The 21,116-nt window shown below is 68.8% G+C and carries 24 protein-coding genes and 1 tRNA gene; 11 read left to right on the top strand and 14 right to left on the bottom strand.

Going from position 1 to position 21,116, the window contains the following annotated elements; translation table 11 throughout:
* Nucleotides 1-39: 39 nt before the first annotated feature.
* Nucleotides 40-468: a universal stress protein gene (locus tag V2L32_RS13115; RefSeq protein WP_331232884.1), complete on the bottom strand. Its 429-nt coding sequence runs from the start codon at nucleotides 466-468 to the stop codon at nucleotides 40-42.
* 180 nt (nucleotides 469-648) lie between these two features.
* On the opposite strand from V2L32_RS13115, the gene V2L32_RS13110 reads away from it, so the two are divergent.
* From V2L32_RS13110 to V2L32_RS13100, 3 genes are read left to right on the top strand one after another with little or no spacing between them, the layout of a single operon-like run.
* Nucleotides 649-1,881, top strand: a complete 1,233-nt coding sequence (locus tag V2L32_RS13110) for a hypothetical protein (RefSeq protein WP_331232883.1) — start codon at nucleotides 649-651, stop codon at nucleotides 1,879-1,881.
* Nucleotides 1,882-1,933: 52 nt separating this feature from the next.
* Complete coding sequence (locus V2L32_RS13105) at nucleotides 1,934-2,329, top strand: universal stress protein (protein WP_331232882.1); 396 nt, start codon at nucleotides 1,934-1,936, stop codon at nucleotides 2,327-2,329.
* Nucleotides 2,330-2,384: 55 nt separating this feature from the next.
* The gene (locus V2L32_RS13100; RefSeq protein WP_331232881.1) at nucleotides 2,385-2,840 is read left to right on the top strand and encodes a DUF2243 domain-containing protein; all 456 of its coding nucleotides are present in this window, start codon (nucleotides 2,385-2,387) and stop codon (nucleotides 2,838-2,840) included.
* A gap of 2 nt (nucleotides 2,841-2,842) precedes the next feature.
* On the opposite strand, the gene V2L32_RS13095 is transcribed toward V2L32_RS13100, so the two are convergent.
* On the bottom strand, nucleotides 2,843-4,003 hold the full coding sequence (locus V2L32_RS13095; RefSeq protein ID WP_331232880.1) for a DUF7350 domain-containing protein: 1,161 nt from the start codon (nucleotides 4,001-4,003) through the stop codon (nucleotides 2,843-2,845).
* Between the two features lie 51 nt (nucleotides 4,004-4,054).
* Nucleotides 4,055-5,446 carry a YncE family protein gene (locus tag V2L32_RS13090; RefSeq protein ID WP_331232879.1) on the bottom strand — a complete coding sequence of 464 codons (1,392 nt, stop codon included), beginning with the start codon at nucleotides 5,444-5,446 and terminating at the stop codon, nucleotides 4,055-4,057.
* 164 nt (nucleotides 5,447-5,610) lie between these two features.
* Between V2L32_RS13090 and V2L32_RS13085 the strand changes: the two genes are divergently transcribed.
* A complete protein-coding gene (locus tag V2L32_RS13085; RefSeq protein WP_331232878.1) occupies nucleotides 5,611-5,889 on the top strand; it encodes a hypothetical protein in 279 nt (92 codons plus the stop codon).
* On the opposite strand, the gene V2L32_RS13080 is transcribed toward V2L32_RS13085, so the two are convergent.
* The 5 genes from V2L32_RS13080 to V2L32_RS13060 form a co-directional block, all read right to left on the bottom strand.
* On the bottom strand, nucleotides 5,890-6,228 hold the full coding sequence (locus V2L32_RS13080; RefSeq protein ID WP_331232877.1) for a hypothetical protein: 339 nt from the start codon (nucleotides 6,226-6,228) through the stop codon (nucleotides 5,890-5,892).
* 217 nt (nucleotides 6,229-6,445) lie between these two features.
* Complete coding sequence (locus V2L32_RS13075; RefSeq protein WP_331232876.1) at nucleotides 6,446-7,210, bottom strand: acetoacetate decarboxylase family protein; 765 nt, start codon at nucleotides 7,208-7,210, stop codon at nucleotides 6,446-6,448.
* A gap of 328 nt (nucleotides 7,211-7,538) precedes the next feature.
* Nucleotides 7,539-7,694 (bottom strand): DUF5615 family PIN-like protein, encoded by a 156-nt coding sequence (locus V2L32_RS13070; protein WP_331232875.1) that lies wholly within the window; start codon nucleotides 7,692-7,694, stop codon nucleotides 7,539-7,541.
* On the bottom strand, nucleotides 7,691-7,945 hold the full coding sequence (locus V2L32_RS13065) for a DUF433 domain-containing protein (protein WP_331232874.1): 255 nt from the start codon (nucleotides 7,943-7,945) through the stop codon (nucleotides 7,691-7,693). Before V2L32_RS13065 ends, V2L32_RS13070 begins: the two co-directional genes overlap by 4 nt.
* A 256-nt stretch (nucleotides 7,946-8,201) precedes the next feature.
* Nucleotides 8,202-8,272 (bottom strand) — tRNA-Gly (locus tag V2L32_RS13060).
* Between the two features lie 86 nt (nucleotides 8,273-8,358).
* Here V2L32_RS13060 and V2L32_RS13055 point away from each other — a divergent pair.
* Entirely contained in the window at nucleotides 8,359-9,000 is a 642-nt protein-coding gene (locus V2L32_RS13055; protein ID WP_331232873.1) for a DUF998 domain-containing protein, read from the top strand.
* Here V2L32_RS13055 and V2L32_RS13050 read toward each other — a convergent pair.
* Nucleotides 8,973-9,635: a class I SAM-dependent methyltransferase gene (locus tag V2L32_RS13050; RefSeq protein WP_331232872.1), complete on the bottom strand. Its 663-nt coding sequence runs from the start codon at nucleotides 9,633-9,635 to the stop codon at nucleotides 8,973-8,975. The two genes, V2L32_RS13055 and V2L32_RS13050, sit on opposite strands and share 28 nt — an antisense overlap.
* Nucleotides 9,636-9,805: 170 nt before the next feature.
* Between V2L32_RS13050 and V2L32_RS13045 the strand changes: the two genes are divergently transcribed.
* The 5 genes from V2L32_RS13045 (at nucleotide 9,806) to V2L32_RS13025 (ending at nucleotide 14,520) form a co-directional block, all read left to right on the top strand.
* A complete protein-coding gene (locus V2L32_RS13045; RefSeq protein ID WP_331232871.1) occupies nucleotides 9,806-11,248 on the top strand; it encodes an MATE family efflux transporter in 1,443 nt (480 codons plus the stop codon).
* Between the two features lie 56 nt (nucleotides 11,249-11,304).
* A complete protein-coding gene (locus tag V2L32_RS13040) occupies nucleotides 11,305-11,763 on the top strand; it encodes a DUF5793 family protein (protein ID WP_331232870.1) in 459 nt (152 codons plus the stop codon).
* A gap of 116 nt (nucleotides 11,764-11,879) precedes the next feature.
* Nucleotides 11,880-13,232, top strand: coding sequence for a phosphohexomutase domain-containing protein (locus V2L32_RS13035; RefSeq protein WP_331232869.1), 1,353 nt, complete (start codon nucleotides 11,880-11,882; stop codon nucleotides 13,230-13,232).
* Nucleotides 13,229-13,621, top strand: a complete 393-nt coding sequence (gene cdd / locus V2L32_RS13030; protein ID WP_331232867.1) for a cytidine deaminase — start codon at nucleotides 13,229-13,231, stop codon at nucleotides 13,619-13,621. The genes V2L32_RS13035 and cdd overlap by 4 nt, the downstream gene beginning before the upstream one ends.
* Before the next feature lie 74 nt (nucleotides 13,622-13,695).
* Nucleotides 13,696-14,520: a nucleoside phosphorylase gene (locus tag V2L32_RS13025; protein WP_331232865.1), complete on the top strand. Its 825-nt coding sequence runs from the start codon at nucleotides 13,696-13,698 to the stop codon at nucleotides 14,518-14,520.
* A gap of 222 nt (nucleotides 14,521-14,742) precedes the next feature.
* Here V2L32_RS13025 and V2L32_RS13020 read toward each other — a convergent pair whose 3' ends face one another.
* Both V2L32_RS13020 and V2L32_RS13015 read right to left on the bottom strand, forming a co-directional pair.
* A complete protein-coding gene (locus V2L32_RS13020) occupies nucleotides 14,743-15,099 on the bottom strand; it encodes a helix-turn-helix transcriptional regulator (protein WP_331232862.1) in 357 nt (118 codons plus the stop codon).
* Nucleotides 15,100-15,138: 39 nt separating this feature from the next.
* Nucleotides 15,139-15,825 carry an NRDE family protein gene (locus tag V2L32_RS13015; protein WP_331232861.1) on the bottom strand — a complete coding sequence of 229 codons (687 nt, stop codon included), beginning with the start codon at nucleotides 15,823-15,825 and terminating at the stop codon, nucleotides 15,139-15,141.
* A 112-nt stretch (nucleotides 15,826-15,937) separates the two neighbouring features.
* Here V2L32_RS13015 and V2L32_RS13010 point away from each other — a divergent pair, with 112 nt between their 5' ends.
* On the top strand, nucleotides 15,938-17,629 hold the full coding sequence (locus V2L32_RS13010; protein ID WP_331232860.1) for an asparagine synthase-related protein: 1,692 nt from the start codon (nucleotides 15,938-15,940) through the stop codon (nucleotides 17,627-17,629).
* On the opposite strand, the gene V2L32_RS13005 is transcribed toward V2L32_RS13010, so the two are convergent.
* The 3 genes from V2L32_RS13005 to V2L32_RS12995 are packed head-to-tail and all read right to left on the bottom strand — an operon-like array spanning nucleotide 17,618 to nucleotide 21,070.
* A complete protein-coding gene (locus V2L32_RS13005; protein ID WP_331232859.1) occupies nucleotides 17,618-19,120 on the bottom strand; it encodes a class I adenylate-forming enzyme family protein in 1,503 nt (500 codons plus the stop codon). The genes V2L32_RS13010 and V2L32_RS13005 overlap by 12 nt on opposite strands.
* Complete coding sequence (locus tag V2L32_RS13000; RefSeq protein ID WP_331232858.1) at nucleotides 19,113-20,132, bottom strand: mandelate racemase/muconate lactonizing enzyme family protein; 1,020 nt, start codon at nucleotides 20,130-20,132, stop codon at nucleotides 19,113-19,115. Before V2L32_RS13000 ends, V2L32_RS13005 begins: the two co-directional genes overlap by 8 nt.
* Nucleotides 20,129-21,070 (bottom strand): 1,4-dihydroxy-2-naphthoate polyprenyltransferase, encoded by a 942-nt coding sequence (locus tag V2L32_RS12995; RefSeq protein WP_331232857.1) that lies wholly within the window; start codon nucleotides 21,068-21,070, stop codon nucleotides 20,129-20,131. The genes V2L32_RS13000 and V2L32_RS12995 overlap by 4 nt, the downstream gene beginning before the upstream one ends.
* Between the last annotated feature and the right edge of the window lie 46 nt (nucleotides 21,071-21,116).

Raw genomic sequence — 21,116 nt, 5'->3', positions numbered from 1 at the left:
CCACACCCGAAGTCGGTTGCGGGGATCGATCGAGACCGGTCAGCGAACGACCGTCACCGGCGCCGGCGACCGCCGGACCACGCGTTCGGCGACGCTCCCGAGGAGGACACGGGAGGCGCCGGTGCGCCCGTGGCTCCCCACTACGACGTGGTCGACGTCGTGGTCGGTCGCGTAGTCGACGATCGCCCTGTGGGGTCTGCCGGTCGCGACCGCGGTCTCGAACGTCGCCCCGAGGTGGGTCGTTCGCTCCCTCGCGTCCCGGAACAGCCGTTCGGCCCGCTCGCGGGCGCGCTCGAACGCCTCCGGCGAGTTGAGCCACTCGTAGCCCCCGCCGAGTTCACGGAACCGAAACGGCTCGATCACGTGCAGCGCGATCACCTCCCCCGCCGGGAAGGTCGAGAGCGCGAACTCAAGCGCCTTCGCCGCCGGCTCCGAGTCGTCGAGTCCGACGAGGATACGGTCGGTCATGCCGTCCGTAGACCGTGTGACGACTTACCACCGTCGTCGCACCGGCCTCGATCGCGACGAGGGAAGGGAAGAGAATCAACCGGCCAGCCACCCGCTCGTGTCGCGGGGTTCGTCACGACTTCGTTTCATCTCAAAATGTATCAGTAAGATATAAATCGTCGACCGCCGAACGGGTTCGAAATGCGAAACGATGGAAGGAGCGAGCTTCGGTCGCTCGCGACGGTCGTGGCGGTCTGTCTCCTCGTCGCCGTCGCCGGGTGTGCCGGGATGGGCGTGGACGACGATGCCGATGGGATCGGCGCCGACGCGGCCGACGACGAGGTCGCAGAGGAGGGCGAGACGGACACGGACGATCCCGATACCGATGCAGAGGACGCCGACGACGCGGACGACTCGGCGGACGACGATGCCGACTTCGACCGGTTCGAGGACGACGACCACTCCGAGGACGCAGACGGGGACGACGAGTCCGCCGCCGACGATCGGACCGACGACGACGGGGCAGAAGCGACGGACGGCCCCGACGACGAGGCAGAGACACCGACCGAGACGGACGACGATTTCACTGACTCGGACGAGTCGAATGACGTTGCGGACGAGGGCGACGACGTAGCGGACGACGACACCAGCGACGACGGCGCGCTAGACGATTCCGACGAGGGTACCTCCGACGACGAGCTGGCCGACGAGGACCAGACAGACGACGCTGACGACACCGCTGGAGCGGGCGACGATGCCGGCGACGCCGACGAGGACGGGCCGGACGATCTGGACACCGTGACGACCGAGGTCGAGACGATCGACGTCGACCAGGGGAGCGCGGTCGAGGCGGTCGTCAGCGGCGAGCGTCACGAGGACGCCCCGAACGGAGAGCCGGTGACGTTCGAGGTCACGACCGATCCGGAGTCGTGGCCGGCCGAGGTGGACGTCTCGCCGGGGACCTACGACGTCGAGATAGAGTCCGAGGGGTACATCGACGAGACGCTGGAGGCCGTCGCGCTCGAGGACGAAGGACCGGGGATCTACGCCGAGCTATACCACGACCTCGACGACGTCGAGATCGAGTTCCTCGTCGAGGACGAGGGGGGAGAACCGATCGAGGGTGCCGAGGTCAGCCTGATGCGGATCTACCCCTCCCAGCCGGACGACGAACAGCTCCCGACCGCGACCACAGACGCCGACGGGACGGCGACGGCCACGATGGCCGAAGGGGGGATCGACGTCGGGGTGGAGGCAGACGGCTACTACGTCGGTGGGACGTTCGTCGAGACGTGGGAGGACACCTTGGAGACGATCATCCTCGAATCCGAGGACGGGAACGACGGGAGCGAGGACGAACCCGTTACCGACGACGGGGCCGAGGACGGGGCTGACGAAGACGACGACAGCGACGACTCCGCCGACGACGGCTGAACAACGCCAGCGGTGCCGAAGTAGTTTAGTCCCGACACCTCGAACCCCGGCCATGTACGTCCTCGTTCCGGTCGACAGTTCCGATAGCTCCCTCTCGGCGCTCCGGTTCGGCGCGGCGCTCGCGAACCGCTTCGAGGGCGACCTCGACGTGGTTCACTACGCTCGGGAACGGACCGACGCGACCGACGAGCTCGTAGAGCGTGCCGGGGAGATCTGTCGGGAGGCGGGGCTCTCGGTCGAGCCGGAGCTTCGGCTCACCGAGGACGTGGGCAAGTCCAACGCCGGGGGCAAGGTCGGAGAGCGGATCATCGCCCTCGCCGAGGAGCGCGGCTACGACCACCTCGTGATGGGGCGGAACACGAGTGGCCGGTTCGAACGGTTCGTCGTCGGTAGCGCATCGGAGACCGTCGTCACCGAGAGCGACCTGCCCGTGACGCTCGTTCCCTGACCCGCGGCGCACACGCACGCTCCGGGCTTTTCCGCCGGCCCGATGAACGACTTCTATGACCGACGGGAACCGACGGCGATCGCTGTTGCTGTGGGGCGGCATCGTCGGTTTCGGACTCGGAGCGACCGTCGACGTGCTCGTCTTCCACCTGATCTTCCAGACACACCACCTGCTCTCGGGGCTGATCGACCCCTACGCGATCGACGGTCTCCGGACGAACGTGATGTTCGACGGGCTGTTCACCCTCGGGATGCTCACGCTCGCGCTCGTGGGCGCTGCGATGCTCTGGCGGCTGGCGAACGGCACCCGTGAGAAACTCCCCTCGACGTACCTCGTGGGGTCGATCCTCGTCGGCGCCGGCGTCTTCAACGTCTTCGACGGCGTCGTGAACCACTACCTCCTCGGTCTCCACAACGTCGTCCACGGCACCGAGGCGTGGAACCCACACTGGCTCGTCGTGAGCGTACTGTTGCTCGGTGCGGGCATCCTCGTCCTCCGGCTGGCGGAGTAGGCTCAGTGATCGAATCGTACCGGATCCATGTCGAGGAACGCCGTCTCGTAGCCCTCGTGCCGCGCGAGCTGCGGCGGTGCGTCGACCGCGATCCGTACCTCGTTTCCCCGACCGACCCCGGGCATCTCGGCGCCGTAGTGGACCCCCAACTCGGGGCCGACCGCCTCCGGGAGCGGGCCGTCGAACCGGACATCGTCGCCGTCGCGTACCCGCGCCGAGAGCGCCAGCGTCGGCAGCGGATAGGCGTTGTGTGGCGTCCGCGGCGAGACCGCGAGGTAGCTCCCCGGCCCGTCCGTCGACGACCCCCCGATCACCGTCGCCGCGACGCGTGCGTCGCCGCTCTCGGCGACACCCAGCACCTCGCCCGGCAGCGAGGAGGGAGAGGCGAGACGCTCGGGCGACGGTTCGTGCTCCGTCCCATCCCCGCGATCGCCGTGCCCGCCCTCGTCGTGATCGTCGCGATGGTCGTGCTCTCCGTCGGCCTCGGTCCCCTCTACCCCGTCACCGTGACCGTGATCGTCGTGCTCCATCGGTGGTAGCGCGCCGGGTCGTCCTCGCCGGTCGACGTCGATCAGCACGCACTCCAGGTCGTCGATCTCCCCCTCCGAGAACTCGATCCCCACGTCGAGTGTCTGCCGGTCCGCGAACCGACCAGCAAACGTCCCGACGCGACTGGCCGCGACCGGATCGACGCCGATCCGCGCCGAGTAGCTCCCGTCCTCCGGGAGCGAGAACGTATCGCCGTAGTGAAATCCCATCCGCTGGGAGAGCATCGGCCAGAGCACCCGTTCCTCGACCGTCTCCCCCTCCCGGGAGAGCGCGAGCGAGACGTTCGACGGGATCACCCGTCCCGTCTCCCGGTCCCGCACGTCCACCATCAGGTGTACGGAGTCGCTCGTGTAGACGTTCGCCTGGTTCGCCTCGGTACCGGTGACGGTGAAGAAGGGGTGGGGAACGGTCGCCGAGAGCGAGAGGAGGTACTCGTCGGTCTCCCCCACCGCGTAGGTGAGCATACCGTCGTACTTCGCGGGGAGGTAGACCACGTCCGGGCGGTTCACGACGAGTTCGCGCCAGGTCGCCTCGTGACCGAGGCGATCGAGACGGCCCGGGAGGGCGAGACCGCCGGCTCCGACGAGCACTCCCAGCAGTTCCCGGCGTCGCATCGCTCGGACGGACGGCTCGAGAGCGGGTAGGAGTCATGCCTGCAGGCCGGGTCACTCCTCGACTGAACACCGACCGACGGCACACCGACAGTCCCCGATACAGTAGGTGGTCCCGGATCCACCGACGTCGACACCCATCCCCGCGAGCGTGGCGACGAACCGGCCGACGACGTCCGACTCCGGCCGGCCGTGTCGTGCCGTCGCGCCGTAGGGTGCCGAGCCGACCTCGATCCGGTCGATCAGCCCCCGATCCCGGATCACCGCTACCTCGTCCGCCGACTGCACCGGGACGTACAGCTTCTCCAGGGTCGGGTCCCACGTCCCGGCGTACGCGGAGCCACCGAGGTCGATCCGGTCGACGACCGCGAGCTCCTCCACGTCGATCACCGTCACGTCCTCGGTGTCGGGGGTGAAGACGTAGAGCGTCTGCCCACCCGCGTCGAACTCGCTGGTGATCGTCCCGCCGCCGAGGCCGTCGTCCTCGGTGAGCCTGACGAGCTCCTCCGGCTCCGTCGGATCGGAGACGTCCCAGATCCCCTGCGTGCCGTGGTCGCCCTCCAGGTGCTCGATCGAGAGGTACTCCCCGTCCCACGAGGCGGTCCCCATGTACGGCGCGGACGCCGTCACGCCCTCCAGAACCGGATCCACGTCGATCTGCGCGGCGACCTCGAACGCCTCGACGTCAATCACGGTGAGCGTGTCCGCGAAGAGGTCCGGGACGTAGGCGTACTCCCCCTCGGGTCCGATCGAGACGTCGCAGGGACCCGCTTCGTCGCGGTCGATCTCGCCGGTCAGCTCACCGAAACTCTCCGAGCCCGGATCCGCGTCGATGCGGTACTGCGCGTGCGTCGGCTCGCGTGCGCTCACGACGAGGTGTCGCCCGTCGGGGGTCACCTCCTGCCAGTTCGAGTCCGACCCCGTCGCGACCTCGACGGCGAGGTCGAGCGAAGCCGGATCGTAGCCCCGGACGCCGCCCTCGACGTTGAGCCAGAGTGTCTCGATCTCCCGTACCGTCGTCGCGTACTGGTTCGCCGGGAACGACGACGTCGCTCCGAGATGCGTCGTCTCGACCAGGGTGTCGGTCGCCGGGTCGATCAGGCTCACCGTCATCTCGCCCGTGTTGAAGACGTAGACCGTCGTCTCCTCGTGCTCCTCGTCGTCCCCGTCGTCCCCGTCGTCCGATTCCTCCTCCACCCCCGTCTCGGCGTCGTCCACACTGGCTGGCCCGTCGTCCTCGTCGGCAGGCGACCCCGTCGCCTCCGGCTCCGGCGTGGGCGTGGGCTCGTCGGGCTCCTCGCTACAGCCGGCGCTCGCCACGGCGCCGGCGGTCGCGCTCGCTGCGGCCGATCCCCGAAGGAAGCGGCGGCGGGAGACGTCCCTCGGTCCGTCGCGCTTTCGAGGCCGGAGACGGTCGGGAAGCCGGTCGGGGATGGGGTCGGTCATACACTTAGGGAGAGCGCCAGCTACCTTAACCGACTGTGGCTGTGTGCCGGTCTCACCCAGCTACCGGGAGGGCACGGATCGATCGGACTCGTTCGACGATCATCCGGATCGGGGCCGCTCGCGCTCTCGCAACACACAGTACGCTGCGGTTCCCTTGGGGAGACATGACAGACACCGAGACACCCGCCGAGGGTGAACGGAGAGAGCGTTCTCCCTCCTGGTTCGACCTCGTCGACGCCTTCATCGACGAGAGCGTCGAGCGCGACGAGGTCGTCGAACTCACAGTCGAGGACCTCCGCGTCGAGGTCCCGCTGGCCTTCGGGGAGGACTCGCCGGTGGCGAACTGGCGCTTCGACGGCACCGTCAGAGTCAGCACCGACGGCCCGAGCGCCCCGCTTCTGGAGTGGCTGCGCTGGTGGTACCGGCAGTCCCGGGAGGAGTGATTACAGCGACTCTCGCTCCGTCTCGCGCGAGGCTCCGGATCCCGGCTCCGTCCCCGTCCGGTCGTCGCCCCACACCGATCTCGCCGCCGTCTCGCAGAGCCTCGCGACCGGCGAGTCGCCGCCGAACTCGGGGCGCACCAGCAGGACCATCGTCGTGACGCCGAGCGCCAGCCCCACCGTTCCGGCGACGAACCCCGAGACGAGCGCCTCCTCGCCGACGCCCCAGACCGAACTCCCGAACAGCGTCGAGGTGAACCCCGAGACGAAGAGGATCACCCCGACGGCCGAGAGCCACGAACTCCACTCCGAACCCCCCGAGCGCGTCGCCTCGTAGAGCACGGTGACGAGCGCCGCCCCCGCGACGAACTCGAAGAGAAGACGGTGAGCAGGAACTCGTTCGCAGAGAGCGCGGGGGCGACGTTCGAGAGCGTCCCGTCGAGGAGGGCGACTGCTGCCGGTCGCTCCGCGAGGACCCCGAACGTGGCGTCGAACATGCTGACCCCTATTCAATGGCCCTCCTCGGAAATAGGCGTTTCTCCGCTGACACAGGCTCTCCTCAGCCCCGGTCACCGGCCGACAGCGGTCGACCGGCGTGGATCACGAACTCGCCCTCGGCGGCGACGCGCAGGAGCGCCCGCCGCCCGAGGTTCAGCGCTCGAAGGCGGTCGGCACGGGGATGGTCGCCGAGCGAGAACCGAGCCGCCCCGCCGAGCGGCCAGACACCTACCTCACCCGAGAGCGTGAGTCGCTCTCGTAGCAAAAGACCCTCTCTCACGGTGTAGCTCGCCACGGACTCGCGTCGCGGCAGGGTCCTCGGGCGGTCGATCTCGATCGTGACGAGACGCTCGTCTCCCACGTCGACGGTCGTCCGACGTCGACTCCCGCTCCGTTCGTGGGTGATCTCGGCGACCTCCTTCGGGTAGCCCCATGGCTCGATCCCGAGCGCCCGCGCCGACTCCGAGGTCACCGGGAGGTACCAGACGTAGCCACCGATCTCGTGGAGGAACGCCGACGGTGAGGGGAGGAGTCCGACTCCCTCGGGAACCGCCGGAACGAGGACGCCGAACTCGTCGTAAGGTTCGATCTCCCCACGTCGACCGACCCGGTGGTACTCGACGCAGAGGAACGTCACCGCGGCGCGACCGGGTGCCGTCCGAACCGGAACGAGGTCGTCCGGGAGCAGGTCCACGACTCCCTCCCGATCGGCCGAGAAGACCGCGCCCGTGATCGTCGCCTCGGTCGAGAGCGGCAAGTCGACCGTCTGTCCGGTCGAGAGAGCGATCGAATCGCCGTCTCCTGGCCCGGAATCGGTTCCGTCCATCGTGTCCGACAGTAGGCGGAGAGCGCGGATAAACGTACAATGAGGAGCCGTCGCTCGCAGGTTTTTCGGCAGAATGCACCGGCCGTGTTCGTCCTCGCCGGCTGCCCCGTTATCGCACTCGCCGCCTGGACCGAGAGTCGCGTTGTTCCGTACGTGGTTCACACCCACCCGTCCGGTACGTGGAAGACCCGACCCGCCAGTTCCTCGGGTCCGACGAACCGCTCAATCCGCTGGATCGCCGTCACGACTTCCCGCGGCCGTGCGCGCTGGTCGTCAAGGAAGAAGATGCCCGGGTGTGTGTCGAACGCGAAGAAGTCGTCGTCGTTCGTCAGCAGGAGGCGATCCGCTTCCCGGCAGTACGAGACGATCTCTCCGCTTCGAACCCGAGTTCGAGTCGGCCCTGAACGCGTTCGACGTCGTACCCCTCCTGGCGGAGGAGTTCGAACACCGACCGCTTGACGTTCTCGTCGCAGAGTAGCCTCATACCGTTTCGGAGAACGAATCCGGCGACGGCCCCTGCTCGCGACTCTCCTTGATCCGGGCGGTCCGTCGTTCGCGCCACTCGGTCATCTCCTCGATGTTGTCGTAGTAGTACGTGAGCGCGCGATAGACGTCGGCGAGTTCGAGATCGAACTCCGTCGCGACGTTCTCCGGGTCCATTCCATCTTCGTGAACCCACTCGGAGACCTGAAGGACGCTGATCCGGTGGCCGTCGAGCCGTGGCTGTCCCCCCATCACCCCCCTCGTCGCTTACGACCTCGGTCATAGTACCCCGTTACTCATGAGGCGACATAAACCGTCTCGCTCACTGCTGACTCATCGCCCTTGAGTCGATTCGCCGCGAAAATGCACCGGCCGGGATTCGAACCGGAGCACGACGGTCCCGCCCGTCTCGCTCTGCTCGCCTCGCGGGCTGCGACGTGCAGGGCTCGAATCCCTCCGTGCTGCATTCGCCTCGCCTGACCGTGCTCGCGAGTTCGGCTCGGCAGAATGCACCGGCCGGGATTCGAACCCGGGCCATGAGCTTGGAAGGCTCAGGTCCTACCACTAGACCACCGGTGCGCACTCTCCGTACCCCGTGGCTCGTTAAGACCCTTACCCTTCGCGAGCGACCTGTATTAAATAGGGCCACACCCTCGGTCCACCCGATGGTCGATCCGAGACGCACGACGGCGTACTGTGGATTTCTCGCCCCGACGATCGGCATCGCCTCGGTCCTCCTCGCCACCCTGCTCGCCCCACCCGAGACGTTCACGTGGAGCGAGCGGGCGCTCTCGGATCTCGGACGGCTCGGCGCGGAGACGTTCTGGCTGTTCAACGGCGGCCTGCTCGTCGCCGCTCTCCTCGCGCTCCCGTTCACCTGGCGGCTCGTCGTCGACGCGCGGAACACGCTCGAACGCGTCGGTGGGCTCTGTTTCGGACTCTCGGCTGTGGGGATGGGTCTCGTCGGGGTCTTCTTCCTCGATCACACCGCCGTCTACCTCGATACCGACCTCCACGCCCCCGCCGCGCTGTTGCTCTTCGGGATGGCCCCCGTCACCACCGCGCTCTACGGTGCCGGATCGTATCTCGCGGGCGACCACCGGTGGGGCGGGTTCAGCGTCGTGCTCGGACTCCTCCACGTCCTCACGTGGGCCGTCTGGATCGGCTACGTCACACGGGTCGCGACCGCTCCGACCAGCTGGTTCGCGCTCCAGGAGATGATCGTCGTCGCCCTGTTCGCCCTCTGGACGGTGCTGGCCGCCCGACGCTCGCTCGGAACCTACTCCTCTCCGCGTACGACAGCGTAACAGTTCCCGCTCGAGACCTCGCTCTCGATCACCGAGAGCTCACTCTCTGCGAGGTCGGTCTCGAACTCCCCGGGATCGTAGATGTGGTAGTAGCGGGTGACCGTCTCGCCGCCGGGAAGCGTCCAGTCGACGGTCGTGTCGAACCCCTCGCTCGCGTCGAACCGGTCGTGGTCGGTGCTCCACGCGCTCACGAGCGCTCTCCCTTCCGACCCGAGCACCCTGGCGAGCTCCGAGAGGCTCGCCACGCGCACGTCGCGGGGAGCGAGGTGGTGCAGCGTGGCCACGTAGAGTCCCAGGTCGACGACCCCGGAACGGATCGGGAGCGCCGCGGCGTCGGCCTGCACCCACTCCACACCGCTCGCGAACCCTCGCTCTCTCCCCCTCTCTTTCGCCTCCCCCAGCAACCCCTCGCTCACGTCGATTCCCGTCACCTCGAAGCCGTGCTCGCAGAGGAGTTCGGCGTGTCTCCCGTTCCCACAGCCGAGGTCCAGCGCGCGGGATCCCGGCGCCTCGCTCCCCCGATCGCGGACGAACGACTCGACCTCGGGCCAGGCGTACTCCCGGGTCTTCGCGAAGTGCGCGGCGATCCGGTCGTACGTCTCGCGGACCGACTTCCCACGCTGATCGCGCTCCATGCACGACCCTCGGGCGAGGGAGTGATAAGCGCCGTGTCGCGTCTTCCTTGCGCGCGAGAACCGGCCGTGTGGACTGTGAGGCCGTCGCGTGCGAGCGATGCTGATACCGGACCCGGCTGCCGAGGAGAGAAGGGCTTTACCCGTCCGACTACTACGAATCGAAAGTCGTCGTGTCACGCCTCCCGAACCCCTTCCGGCTCTTCGTCCTGTGGATCGGTCTCGCGCTCTCGCGGTTGGGCCTCATCGATCCCGAGCGGGCGCGCCGGACGACGGACCTGGCGTGGCCACGCATCGTCACCGGCATCGCCCGAATGTCGAAGAACGCGGTCGACGTCGCCATGGTCGGCGTCGCCGTCGGCATCAGCGCGACGGCCGGGGTCGGCCTCGCCGGGCCGTTCTACGGGCTGGCGTTCTCCGTCGGCGGCGGGGTCGCCGGCGGCACCATCGCGCTCGTCAGCCAGCGCTACGGCGCCGACGCCTACGAGGAGCTCGGCGTCGCCGTCCGGTCGAGCACCCTCCTCGTGGTCCTCCTCACCCTCCCGATCACTGCCGTCTTCTGGACGTTCCCTGAACAACTCATCTCGCTGCTCAACGACAACCCCGTCGTAGTAGACCAGGGAGCGACCTACCTCAAGATCGTCGGCCTCGGCGTCCCGTTCGCGGGACTGAACCTGATCGGGAGCCGGGTGCTCGTCGGCTGTAACGACGCCTACATCGCGATGGTCGTCAGGGGAGGCGGCGCACTCGCGAACATCGTGATCAACGCGGTGCTCATCTTCGGACTCGGCTTCGGCGTCGCGGGCGCGGCGGCCGGGACCGTCCTCGCGAACGTCGCGGTGACCGCGACGTTCGCGCTCGGCCTCGCCTACGGTCGGTTCCCCGGGATCGGAGCGTTCCCCGTCAGGATCGACCCGTTCGGCACCTACGTCGACGGGGAGACGATCCGCGCGCTCGTGACGATCGGCCTGCCGGTGCTGGGGCGCAACACCGTCTGGACGGTCGCGGAGTTCCCGATGCTGTTCATCCTGGGGATCTTCGGCGAGGAGGTGCTCGCCGCGTTCGTCATCGCCCGGCGGATCTGGGGGGTCATGAACACGCCCGGCTGGGGCTTCGGCCTCGCCGCCTCGAGCCTCGTCGGCCAGGAACTCGGCGTCGGCCGCGAGACGAGTGCGGAGCGCTACGGACGCGAGATCGTCCGGTTCGCGGTGGCGATCTACCTCGTCTCCGCGCTCGTGATCTTCGTCTTCTCCGAGCCGATCGTCGGCCTGTTCGTCGGCGAGTCCGGCGAGGCGTCGATCCCGATCGCCGTCTCGCTCGTCCACGCGGCCTGCATCGCCGTCGTCTTCCAGGGCGTCGCGGGGGGTGCCTCGGGGGCGCTCGACGCGAGCGGCGACACCCGCTGGCCCTTCTACAGCCAGTTCCTCGGGATGTTCGTCGTCGCGATACCGCTCGCCTACGTCGGTGCGACGACCTCGCTCGGGCTGTGGGGGCTCTACCTCGCGTTCGTCGCCGAGACGAGCGTCCCCGCGGCGATCAACTACTGGCGCTTTCACACCGGGAAGTGGAAGGCGATCAGCCGGACCTACCGTCCCGGAACACCCGCCGACGATTAGCCGCGGGCGTTACGTTCATGCCACCCCGGCCCATACCGCCGGATGACGGAGACCAGATGAGACGTGAGCAGTTCACCCTCGACGTTCGCGGGATCGACTGGGTCGAACACGACGGTGATCCCGAAACGCCGACGGTAACGATCGAGTTCGACGGGCCGGGCGAGCTCCTCGACGAGCGGCTGGTCGGTCCCGACGGCGACCTCCTGAACGCCCGCGGGACCGACGTCGCGTTTCGACTTCGATCGGAGGAAAGCGGCGTCGTGAGCGTCACGGACCGGCTCACGGGCGACTTCGTCTTCGAGCTGAACGCGGATGCGGAGGACGTCTTCCGGTTCGTCCGCGCCGCCCGTGCCTACGGCGAGGAGTCGGGCGTCGACGACGGGAAGTTCCGCGTCCACCTCCTCGTCGACGGGGAGGAGCTGGTCACCTACGAGAAGTCCACCTTCCTCGTCTACGACAGCGAGGGGACCCTGCTGAGAGAGCGGAGCCTGATCCCGAGCGGCGTCGAGCTCTGATAGGGACCGTCGTCGGTACTGCGATCGATCGGACGAGTCCGCGATCGCTCGTATCGGGTAACGCGACCCGTGCGAACCGACCGGAACTATACTCCCCGGCCACGAACCCGGGTCCGATGGACCTGTTCGGAACCGCCGGTATCCGTGGCGACACGAGGACACGAGTGACGCCCGAGCTCGCGCTCTCGGTCGGCCGAGCGGCCGGCCTCGACGGGGACGAGTTCGTCGTCGGTCGCGACGGTCGCGAGACGGGTGGTGCGCTCGCAGCCGCGCTCGAAGCGGGGCTCACGAGCGCCGGTGCCAGCGTCCGCCGTCTCGGCGTCGTCCCGACGCCGGCGGTCGCCTTCGCCGCCCGTGACTGTCGCGGCGCCATGCTCACCGCGAGCCACAACCCGCCAACCGACAACGGTATCAAACTGTTCAGCGAGGGCGTCGAGTACGACCGCGAGGCCGAACGCCGTATCGAATCGCGCGTCGCGAAGGGCGTCGACGCCGAGAGCTGGGACCGTTGGGGTACGGTCGAAGAGTGGGACGTCCTCCCGCGCTACCGCGAGGCGGTGGCAGCCTACGCGGAGGGTCTTGGCTCGGAGCCGGTCGGTCTTCGCGTTGCGGTCGACTGCGGCAACGGCGTCGCCGGGCTCGCCACGCCACAGGTACTCCGCGAGCTCGGCGCGTCGGTCGTCACCCTGAACGCACAGGTCGACGGCCACTTCCCCGGCCGCCCGAGCAAACCCACCGAGGAGACGCTCTCGGACCTCGGCGCGCTCGTCGCGAATACGGGTACCGAACTGGGGATCGGCCACGACGGCGACGCCGACCGGATCGTGATCCTCGATAGCCACGGGAGAATCGTCCACGAGGACACCGTGCTCGCGATCCTCGCCGAGCACTACACCCGCCACGCCACCGCCGCCGATCCGGTCGTCGTCACGACGCCGAACGCCTCCGCGCGGATCGACGAGCGCGTCGAGACGGCCGGCGGGCGCACCGAACGCGTCAGGCTCGGGGCGCTCCACGAGGGGATCGCCCGGGTCTACGAGGGGGGCGGTGAGGAGACGGAGGTCGTCTTCGCGGCCGAGCCGTGGAAGCACATCCACACCGCGTTCGGGGGGTGGATCGACGGTGTCGCGAGCGCGGCGGTCCTCGTCCGACTGGTCGCCGACGCGGGTGGACTCGGCGCGCTCCGGGAGCCGATCACCGAGCGACCGTACCGGAAGGTCGCCGTCGCCTGCCCGGACGAACGGAAGGAGGCGGTGATGGAGTCGCTGGAGGGATCGCTCCCCGACACGTTCCCGGAGGCGAGCGTCGACACCGATTACGGCGTCCGGCTGGAGTGGCCCGACGCCGCCTGGATACTCGTCAGGCCGAGCGGGACCGAGCCGTACGTCCGGCTCTACGCGGAATCGGAGGACGTCGACGCCCTGATCGCCGACGCACGCGCGGCCATCGAGCGGGAGGTCGGCGAATGAGTCCTCGGGAGCTCATCGAAGCCGCCCGAGAGATCCAGACGCGTGCGCACGTCCCCTATTCGAACTACCGGGTCGGCGCGGCGCTCGAAACCGAGGACGGGGAGGTGTTCGTCGGCTGTAACATAGAGAACGCGAACTACTCGAACAGCCTCCACGCCGAGGAGGTCGCCGTCGCGGAGGCGGTGAAGGAGGGCCACCGGGAGTTCTCCAGACTGGCGGTCTCGTCGGACCGCCGCGACGGCGTCACGCCCTGTGGGATGTGCAGACAGACGCTCTCGGAGTTCTGTGAGCCGGATCTGGTCGTGCTCTGTGACGAGGGCGAGTCGATCAGGAAGTACACGCTCGGGGAGCTGTTGCCCGATACGATCACCGAGGAGATGTTGCGGTAAGGCTCACTCGTCTTTCTGCGTCGCCCCGACCGGCGAGGAGAGGCTATTTCAGCCCGCTCGGAGTTGTCGTACCCATGACGGAGACGCGAGACAGCGAGGACCCCAACGAGGAACTCCAGTACCACATCGAGGTCGGTTCGGAGGACGTCGCCCCCTCGGTGCTGCTCCCCGGAAACCCGGAGCGCGTCGAGAAGGTAGTCGATCTGTGGGACTCCTGGGACGAAAAGGCGTATCACCGGGAGTACCGGACGGCTACTGGTCGGTACAGAAAAACGCCGATCTCGGTGACCTCGACCGGGATCGGCAGCCCCTCGGCGGCGATCGCCGTCGAGGAGCTCGCACGGGTCGGTACGGAGACGTTCATCCGGGTCGGATCGTGCGGCGCGATCCAGGAGGGGATGGCCGTGGGCGATCTGGTGATCACCACCGGTGCGGTCCGTCAGGAGGGGACCAGCGCGGAGTACGTGCGGGAGGACTACCCCGCGACCGCCGACTACGAGGTCGTCTGTGCGCTCGTCGCCGCGGCCGAGGAACTGGGCTACGACTACCACACCGGGCTGACGATGAGCGCCGACAGCTTCTACGCCGGCCAGGGCCGACCCGGGTTCGAAGGGTTTCGGGCCGCGGGGAGCGAGGCGCTGATCGACGCGCTGCAGGAGGCGAACGTGAAGAACGTGGAGATGGAGGCGAGTTCGATCCTGACGCTCGCGAACGTCTACGGCCTCCGGGCGGGGGCGGTCTGTACGGTCTACGCCAACCGAGTGACCGGAGAGTTCCGAACCGAGGGCGAGCGGAAGGCGGCGAAGACGGCGAGCCTCGCGGTACACTACCTGGAGCGGATGGACGAGGTGAAGGCGGAGGCCGGTGCCGAGCGGTGGCACGCGGGGCTGACGCTGTAACTATTTTAGCCCGCGAGTGCGAATTCACTCCGACGACTTCCGACGAACGATGCACCCGCGAGCGCCGTCGGCGCTCGCGGATTTTTTGGTGCAGATTCTTGCGGCAGCGCGAGAGCGGAGCTCTCGCGAGCCGCGCGAACGAGCACGAAGCGCCCGTGAGCAGCCGAGCGGTGCGCGATGCGCACCCGAGCCGGAAAACGGTGCGCGGTGAAACGGCGTCCGTCAGTCGTACTCCTCGTAGGCGAGGTTCATGATCCACTGCGAGAAGGCGTCGCTCTGGGGGTCTGCCTCCTCCTCGCCGATGAAGGGCGAGAGCATGTCGCCGGCCATCAGCAGCGAGAACTCCAGGTCGCGGGCGGCGGGCGAGAGCAGGTAGGTGTTGTGGCCGTTGTAGACGGTCTCGGTCCGCTCGATCAGGCCGGTCTCGGCGAGCTTCTCGACGATTCGACTCCCCTTCCGCGAGGAGACGTCGAGTTCCTTCCAGAAGTCGCTCTGGTGGATCCCGCCGCTCTCGCGAACCAGTTCGAGCCCGGCGCGCTCGTCCTCCGACAGCTCCGCCTCGATGTCGGCCACGCTCATACCCGAAGCAGTCGCCGAGGGCATTTAACCGTGACCGTCTCAGCGCGAGGCGTACTCGGTCTCACACGGCGGCCCGGGGGCGAATCGCCAGTCTGCGTTTCCCTCACGGTCTACTCGTACGAGCGAGGACGATCGGGTGCCGTACTCCTCGCCGTGGACGCAGGTCCCGAGGTCGTGGTCGACGAGGACCGATCGAACCCGGACGAGCCACTCCTCGGTGCTCTCGCCGTTCCGCGGTTCGACGAGTTTCTCGACGCCACGGCGCTTTCGCTCGACGCCCGGCTGGCCGTCGTTGACGACGACGTGGATCCCCGGATCGATCTCGGTCAGGGTTCGTGTTCCGTCCCACTCGATCAGCGCTGCGCGCTCGGCGTCGGCGATCAGGAGGTTGAACCCGGAATAGGTAGCCCCGTCTGTCTCGGCGACGACGTGGTCGATCGCCTCTGCCGCGCTCTCGTAACCGAGCGCGTCGGCGACGAGCAGACCGCGCGAGCGCTCGCCGCCTCCCTCGATCTCGACGCGTCGGTTCGTGACGGCGACGAACAGCCCCGCATCGTTCGTCCCGATCCAGGTCCCCCCCACACACTCGTCGCGGGGGGCGAAGATCCCCGACCCCTCTCCCCAGGCGTGTGGTACGCTCGCCGGTCTGTCGAGCGCCTCGTCACGGTTCGCCGCGACGACGACCGGATCGGAGAAGACACACCAGGCGACGATCAGGGTACACACCTCCTGTGCTTGGAAGCCGGCCGTGTTAACGGTGGCGCCGGGGGTCCGGACCCATCGGGTCGGACCGGCGACAAAACCGACATATCGCCCGGCGGTGTAGTGAGTGGACGTCGTGTCCTCCGCCCAGCCGTCGATGGAGCTGTTCGGCCTGTACGGTCCGTGCGAACGGTTCGAACGGGTTCGCTCCCCCGAGGAGTTCGACCGATTCCTCCACGGCGAGCGCGTGGCGGTCGGCGTCAGCGATCCCGCGATCGGGATCCCGGGACGAACCGCCGTCCACCGGTCGGACGGGGGGTTCTGCGTCGTCTGGGGCGAGGCGTTCTCGCCCGGCGACGCCGGTGAGTCGGTCGCGGCGTGGCTGTTCGACCGCTACGGTGTCGCGGGTACCGACGCGTTCTCCGAGGTCAACGGCTCGTACGTCGCCGTGATCGAGGCGGAAGGCGAGGCGGTCGTCGTCACGGACCCGATCCGCTCGTGGGAGTGTTTCGTGACCGAGAGCCCGCGGGGCCGTGTCTTCGGGACGGACGCGACGGCGGTCGCACGCGCTCGGCGAGCACCGACCGTCGATCGGCGGGGGCTCCGCGAGTTCGTTCACTTCGGTGTCGTCCTCGGGGACCGGACACTGATCCGTGGCGTCGAGCGCCTCCCGTTCGACAGCGCGCTGTTCGAGCGGGAGACGGAAACACTCTCCCGGTTCGTCTACGAACCGAAGGTCCTCGACCACACGGGCGAGCTCGCTCGCCGGCTCGAACGGGCGATCGGTCGGCGGTCGGGCTACCCGCGACCCGGCGGGATGCTGATGAGCGCGGGCTACGACTCCCGCCTCCTCCTCGCGACCCTCTCCGACCTCGACGTCTGTTACACGCTCGGCGCGCCCGACGACCCGGAGGTCGCCATCGCCCGACGGCTCTGCGAGCAGTACGGGAAACGACACCGGACGCTCACGGTCACGAGGGCGTACCTGGAGGCGACGCCGGAGGTCGTCCGCCGGACGAACGGGATCCGCGAGTCGATCCACATCCACCACCGCGGGTCAGCCGCGGAGATCACTGCGCCGACGGTCTACCACGGTCTGTTCCTCGACTCGCTCGTCCGCGACCACTACCTCCCCAGGGAGCGGATCCCGGTGTTCCACAAGCGGTTCCCGCTCGACAGGCTCGACGCTCGCCCGGACGTCGCCGAGCGCTTCGCGTCGAAGCTCGACTTCTACGGCGGGGGAGAGCGCCTCCTCGTCCGGGCCGACGGTCCGGAGACGCCCGAGGGGTTCCTCGAGAAGTCGATCGACGCCGAGTTCGGTCGCTGTGCCGATCGGTCGGAGTCGGTCCACAACGCGATGGCGCTGATGGGCGTCCGCCTGAAGCCGGCGCTCCCGTTCCGCATCGACCTCGCGGCCGACCACGTCGAGAGTCTCGTCGCGGCCGACGCCGAACTCGTCGACTGGCACCTCACTGCGTCGCCGGAGTTCCGAAACGACGAGATCTACCAGGCCGCGCTCGAACTGGTCGATCCGGAGATCTTCGAGCACCGCCCGCCGGACCGACCGCACCGATCGTACCAGCTCAACCAGCTCGAGAAGTTCTTCAGGCGGATTATCCCGGGCATCGAGCCGTTCGCCACCCCCTGGCCGGACCGTGACCGGATCTACCGCGAGAACGACCTCGACCGGCGGCTCCTCCCCGATCGACCCGACCTCCACGACCTCCCTCCTCGAACGAAGCTCCGGATCAACGACGCGCGGATCTGGCTCGACTCCGTTCTCGACGACGGGACCTCCGTCGACGACCTGATCCGATCACCCGGGTGAGCCGCTCCCGAGGAGCCGGCGGAGCGCCACCCGGTCGACCGTTCCCGACGCAGTTCTCGGGAGGCCGTCCCCGACCCGGATAGTCTTCGGCACCTCGTACCCGGCGAGGCGCTCCGCGCAGAACTCGCGTAGCTCCGCCTCGTCCGGCTCCCGTCCTGCGTCGGCTTCGACCAGTGCGGCGACCCGCTCGCCCCACTCGGGATCGGGGAGGCCGACGACCGCCGCGTCCCGAACGTCCGGGTGTTCTCCGAGTGCCGCGGCGATCCGGCTCGGGTGGACCGTCTCCCCTCCGGTCGTGATCGCGTCGTCGACACGGCCGAGCACACGGATCCGTGCGTCCTCACCCACGCTCCCGACGTCGCCGGTGCGGAAGCCGTGGGCACCGAACGCCTCCTCGGTCAGTTCTGGTGTGGCGTGGTAGCCGGGCGTGACCGTCGGCCCGCGCACGACGAGTTCGCCGACCTCGCCCGGCGGCTGCACCTCGCCGTCGGCGACCGCACGGACCGCGGTACCGAGAAGCGGTCGACCCACGCTCTCGGGCTGTGAGAACGCCTCGTCCGGCAGGGCGGTCGCGATCTGGGAGGCCGTCTCGGTCATCCCCCACGAGGGACAGACGGGGATCCCCTCGCGCTCGCACCGGGCGATCAGCTCCGGTGGTGTCGGCGCCCCCCCGAGCAGGACGAAGCGAAGTCCCCCGTACCCGAACCCGGCGTCGAGCAACCGCCCGAGCATCGTCGGGACGAGCGAGATCCCGGTCGCCTCGCACTCCTCGATCTGCCGTCCGGTCCGGTCCGCGTCGAACCCCTCGCTCACGACGAGTGTCGTCCCGGAGAGCGCACAGCGGACGATCGGTGCGAGCCCGCCCATGTGGTAGGTCGAAAGCGGAGAGAACCACCGGTCGTCGGGGAGGACGCCGAGACGGAACGCCGAGGCGACGGCGCTCGAGAGCAGGTTCTTCGGGGTCAGCACGACGGCCTTCGGTGTCGCCGTGGTTCCCGAGGTGAACAGCACAGAGGCGGGGTCGTCGAACCGACTCTTCGCTGGCTCCCCGCGGAGCGAGTCACCCTCGGAGAGGGTCTCCACAGCGGGTGTCTCGTCGACCGAGACGACCGGGAGATCCCGATCGTCGGCGAGCGGTCTGGCCCGGTCCGCCGTTTCCGACTCACAGACGAGCGACGCGAGCTCGACGTGTCCCACCTGCTCGGAGAGGGTTCCCGTATCGAGTCTCGTGTTCAGCGGGACGACCGTCGCGCCGACCCGAAAGCAGGCGTGCACGAGGTGGACGACCGGAACCCGGGAGTCGAGCAGCAGGCCGACCCTGTCCCCGGCTTCGATCCCCCGTCCTCGAAGACGGCCCGCGACGACCCCCACCGACTCGCTCAGTTCGTCGTAGCGCCACCGCTCGCCGGAGTCGGCGTCGATCAGCGCGATCGAGTCCGGATTCGTCCTCGCCTGCTCGGCGAGGAGGTCGGGTACGAGACGTTCAGACACGGAGCTCACCCCACTCGACCCCGAGGCCGGGGCCGTCGGGAACCCGCATCGAACCCCGCTCTACCGAAGACGGGTCGTCTCCCGAGTCCTCCGCCAGGAGCCCACCGGTCGCGATCCCGTGGGCGGTTCCCGGCGCGATCGACGCCGCGAGCGCGAGCGCGCCCAGGCGGGCGACCACGCCGTCTATCGTCGTCGTGAGGACGGCACGGGTCCCGCGCGCTCTCGCCCGGTTCGCGACTGTCAGTACGCGATCCGGCCCGCCGAGGACCATCGGTTTACAGACGAGTACGTCCGCGACCTCGAGACAGCGTTCGAGGTCAGGGGCGACGAGCGACTCGTCGAGCGCGATCGGAACGTCGGTCTCGAGCGCTCCGATCCCGTCGAGATCGGTCGCCGCGAGCGGCTGTTCGAGGTACTCGGGATCGAACGTCGAGAGCGCGTCGAGCGCTTCCCGTGCCTCGTCACGCCCCCACCCGCCGTTCGCGTCCAGCCGGAGGTCGATACCGTAACCGACGGCCTCCCGGACCCCGCGAACCCGGCTCACGTCCTCGGGCACGGGACGGGCACCGACTTTGAGCTTCAGCGTCCCGAAGCCGTCCGCTACCGCGTCGATCGCGCGTTCGGCGGCTTCCTCCGACGAACTGTCACCGATCGTCGCGTTGACGGGAACGATCTCCGTCCCCGGATCGGCCCCGAGCCACCGCGCGAGCGAGACGCCCTCGCGACGGGCACGCAGGTCGGCGAGCGCGAGCGAGAGGCCGTGTTTCGCGGCGGGGGTCTCGATCCCGGCGAGTTCTCCGTCGCTCACTTCTCTGACTCGGTCCAGTGCTGTACGGCACGCGTCTTCGGACTCGGTCCAGCCGGGGAGCGGTGTCGCCTCGCCGATCCCGTCGTCCTCGCCGTCGGTCACGCGGAGGAGGAACCCGCGGCGCTCGTCGATCCGATCGGCGGCGGTCTCGAGCGGCGTCGCGAGCCGGAGCGAGAACCCCCGGACCTCGGCCAGCCGGATCACGCGACCACCAGCCCGATCGAGAGGAGGACGGCATAGAGCGCGAGCAGCTTCCCCGTGCGTTCGAGCGCAGGATTGAGCGCGTCGCCCCCCGTCTCCGTGAGGAGCGTTCGGGAGAGCGATGCGGCGAGCGGGAGCGAGAGCAGCGGGAGGAGGACGGCCACGCCCCAGCCAGTGAGAACGAACCAGGTCGGGACGAGATAGGCGAGCGCGAGTAGCGAGACGAACTCCGCGCGGGCGAACCGGTAGCCGAAGATCACCGCGAGCGTCCGCTTGCCCGCCCTGGCGTCGGTTTCCCTGTCCCTGACGTTGTTCACCACGAGGATACACGTCGAGATGGCCGCGATCGGGAGGCTCGCGACCACCGCCTCCACCGTGACCGTCCCTGGCGGGATCCAGAGCGGGAACGGCTCGACGAGCAGCGCCGCGGCCTGGACGTAGTAGGTGCCGGTGACGGCGACCAGCCCGAAGAAGACGAAGACGAAGAGGTCGCCCAGCCCGTGATAGCCGAACGGGTAGGGACCGCCGGTGTAGGCGACGCCCGCGGCGACGCTCGCCAGGCCGATGACGAGGATCGGGACGCCGCCGACGGAGACCAGGTAGGTGCCGACGAGGATCGCCGCGGCGAACGTGAGGGCCATCGCGCGCTTCACCGCTTCGGGCGGGATCAGTCCCGACTGGGTGACCCTGGTGAAGCCCTCGCGGGCGTCCGTGTCGGCGCCTTTCACCGCGTCGTAGTAGTCGTTCGCGAAGTTCGTCCCGACCTGGATCAACGCCGCACCGACCAGCGCGGCGAGCGCCGGCAGGGGGGCGAACAGGCCGTCCGCGACCGCCAGGGCGGTCCCGACGATCACCGGGGCGGCGGCCGCGGGGAGCGTCTGCGGCCGGGCGGCCATCAACCACGCCTTCCCTCGCGAGACCTCGACCGACCCGGCGCTCATTGCCGGAGGGAGGGTCGGCCCGGTCATAGGGGCTGTGGTTGACGGG

It is taken from the genome of Halalkalicoccus sp. CGA53, assembly GCF_036429475.1.
Classification (GTDB): Archaea; Halobacteriota; Halobacteria; order Halobacteriales; family Halalkalicoccaceae; genus Natronorarus; species Natronorarus salvus.
This window is presented reverse-complemented; position numbering and strand designations above follow the sequence as displayed.

Bases quoted from the DNA above. Each gene is read 5' to 3' on its own strand.
- V2L32_RS13115 (WP_331232884.1), bottom strand. From the start codon at position 468: ATGACCGACCGTATCCTCGTCGGACTCGACGACTCGGAGCCGGCGGCG.
- V2L32_RS13110 (WP_331232883.1), top strand. From the start codon at position 649: ATGCGAAACGATGGAAGGAGCGAGCTTCGGTCGCTCGCGACGGTCGTG.
- V2L32_RS13105 (WP_331232882.1), top strand. From the start codon at position 1,934: ATGTACGTCCTCGTTCCGGTCGACAGTTCCGATAGCTCCCTCTCGGCG.
- V2L32_RS13100 (WP_331232881.1), top strand. From the start codon at position 2,385: ATGACCGACGGGAACCGACGGCGATCGCTGTTGCTGTGGGGCGGCATC.
- V2L32_RS13095 (WP_331232880.1), bottom strand. From the start codon at position 4,003: ATGCGACGCCGGGAACTGCTGGGAGTGCTCGTCGGAGCCGGCGGTCTC.
- V2L32_RS13090 (WP_331232879.1), bottom strand. From the start codon at position 5,446: ATGACCGACCCCATCCCCGACCGGCTTCCCGACCGTCTCCGGCCTCGA.
- V2L32_RS13085 (WP_331232878.1), top strand. From the start codon at position 5,611: ATGACAGACACCGAGACACCCGCCGAGGGTGAACGGAGAGAGCGTTCT.
- V2L32_RS13075 (WP_331232876.1), bottom strand. From the start codon at position 7,210: ATGGACGGAACCGATTCCGGGCCAGGAGACGGCGATTCGATCGCTCTC.
- V2L32_RS13070 (WP_331232875.1), bottom strand. From the start codon at position 7,694: ATGAGGCTACTCTGCGACGAGAACGTCAAGCGGTCGGTGTTCGAACTC.
- V2L32_RS13065 (WP_331232874.1), bottom strand. From the start codon at position 7,945: ATGGGGGGACAGCCACGGCTCGACGGCCACCGGATCAGCGTCCTTCAG.
- V2L32_RS13055 (WP_331232873.1), top strand. From the start codon at position 8,359: ATGGTCGATCCGAGACGCACGACGGCGTACTGTGGATTTCTCGCCCCG.
- V2L32_RS13050 (WP_331232872.1), bottom strand. From the start codon at position 9,635: ATGGAGCGCGATCAGCGTGGGAAGTCGGTCCGCGAGACGTACGACCGG.
- V2L32_RS13040 (WP_331232870.1), top strand. From the start codon at position 11,305: ATGAGACGTGAGCAGTTCACCCTCGACGTTCGCGGGATCGACTGGGTC.
- V2L32_RS13035 (WP_331232869.1), top strand. From the start codon at position 11,880: ATGGACCTGTTCGGAACCGCCGGTATCCGTGGCGACACGAGGACACGA.
- cdd (WP_331232867.1), top strand. From the start codon at position 13,229: ATGAGTCCTCGGGAGCTCATCGAAGCCGCCCGAGAGATCCAGACGCGT.
- V2L32_RS13025 (WP_331232865.1), top strand. From the start codon at position 13,696: ATGACGGAGACGCGAGACAGCGAGGACCCCAACGAGGAACTCCAGTAC.
- V2L32_RS13020 (WP_331232862.1), bottom strand. From the start codon at position 15,099: ATGAGCGTGGCCGACATCGAGGCGGAGCTGTCGGAGGACGAGCGCGCC.
- V2L32_RS12995 (WP_331232857.1), bottom strand. From the start codon at position 21,070: ATGAGCGCCGGGTCGGTCGAGGTCTCGCGAGGGAAGGCGTGGTTGATG.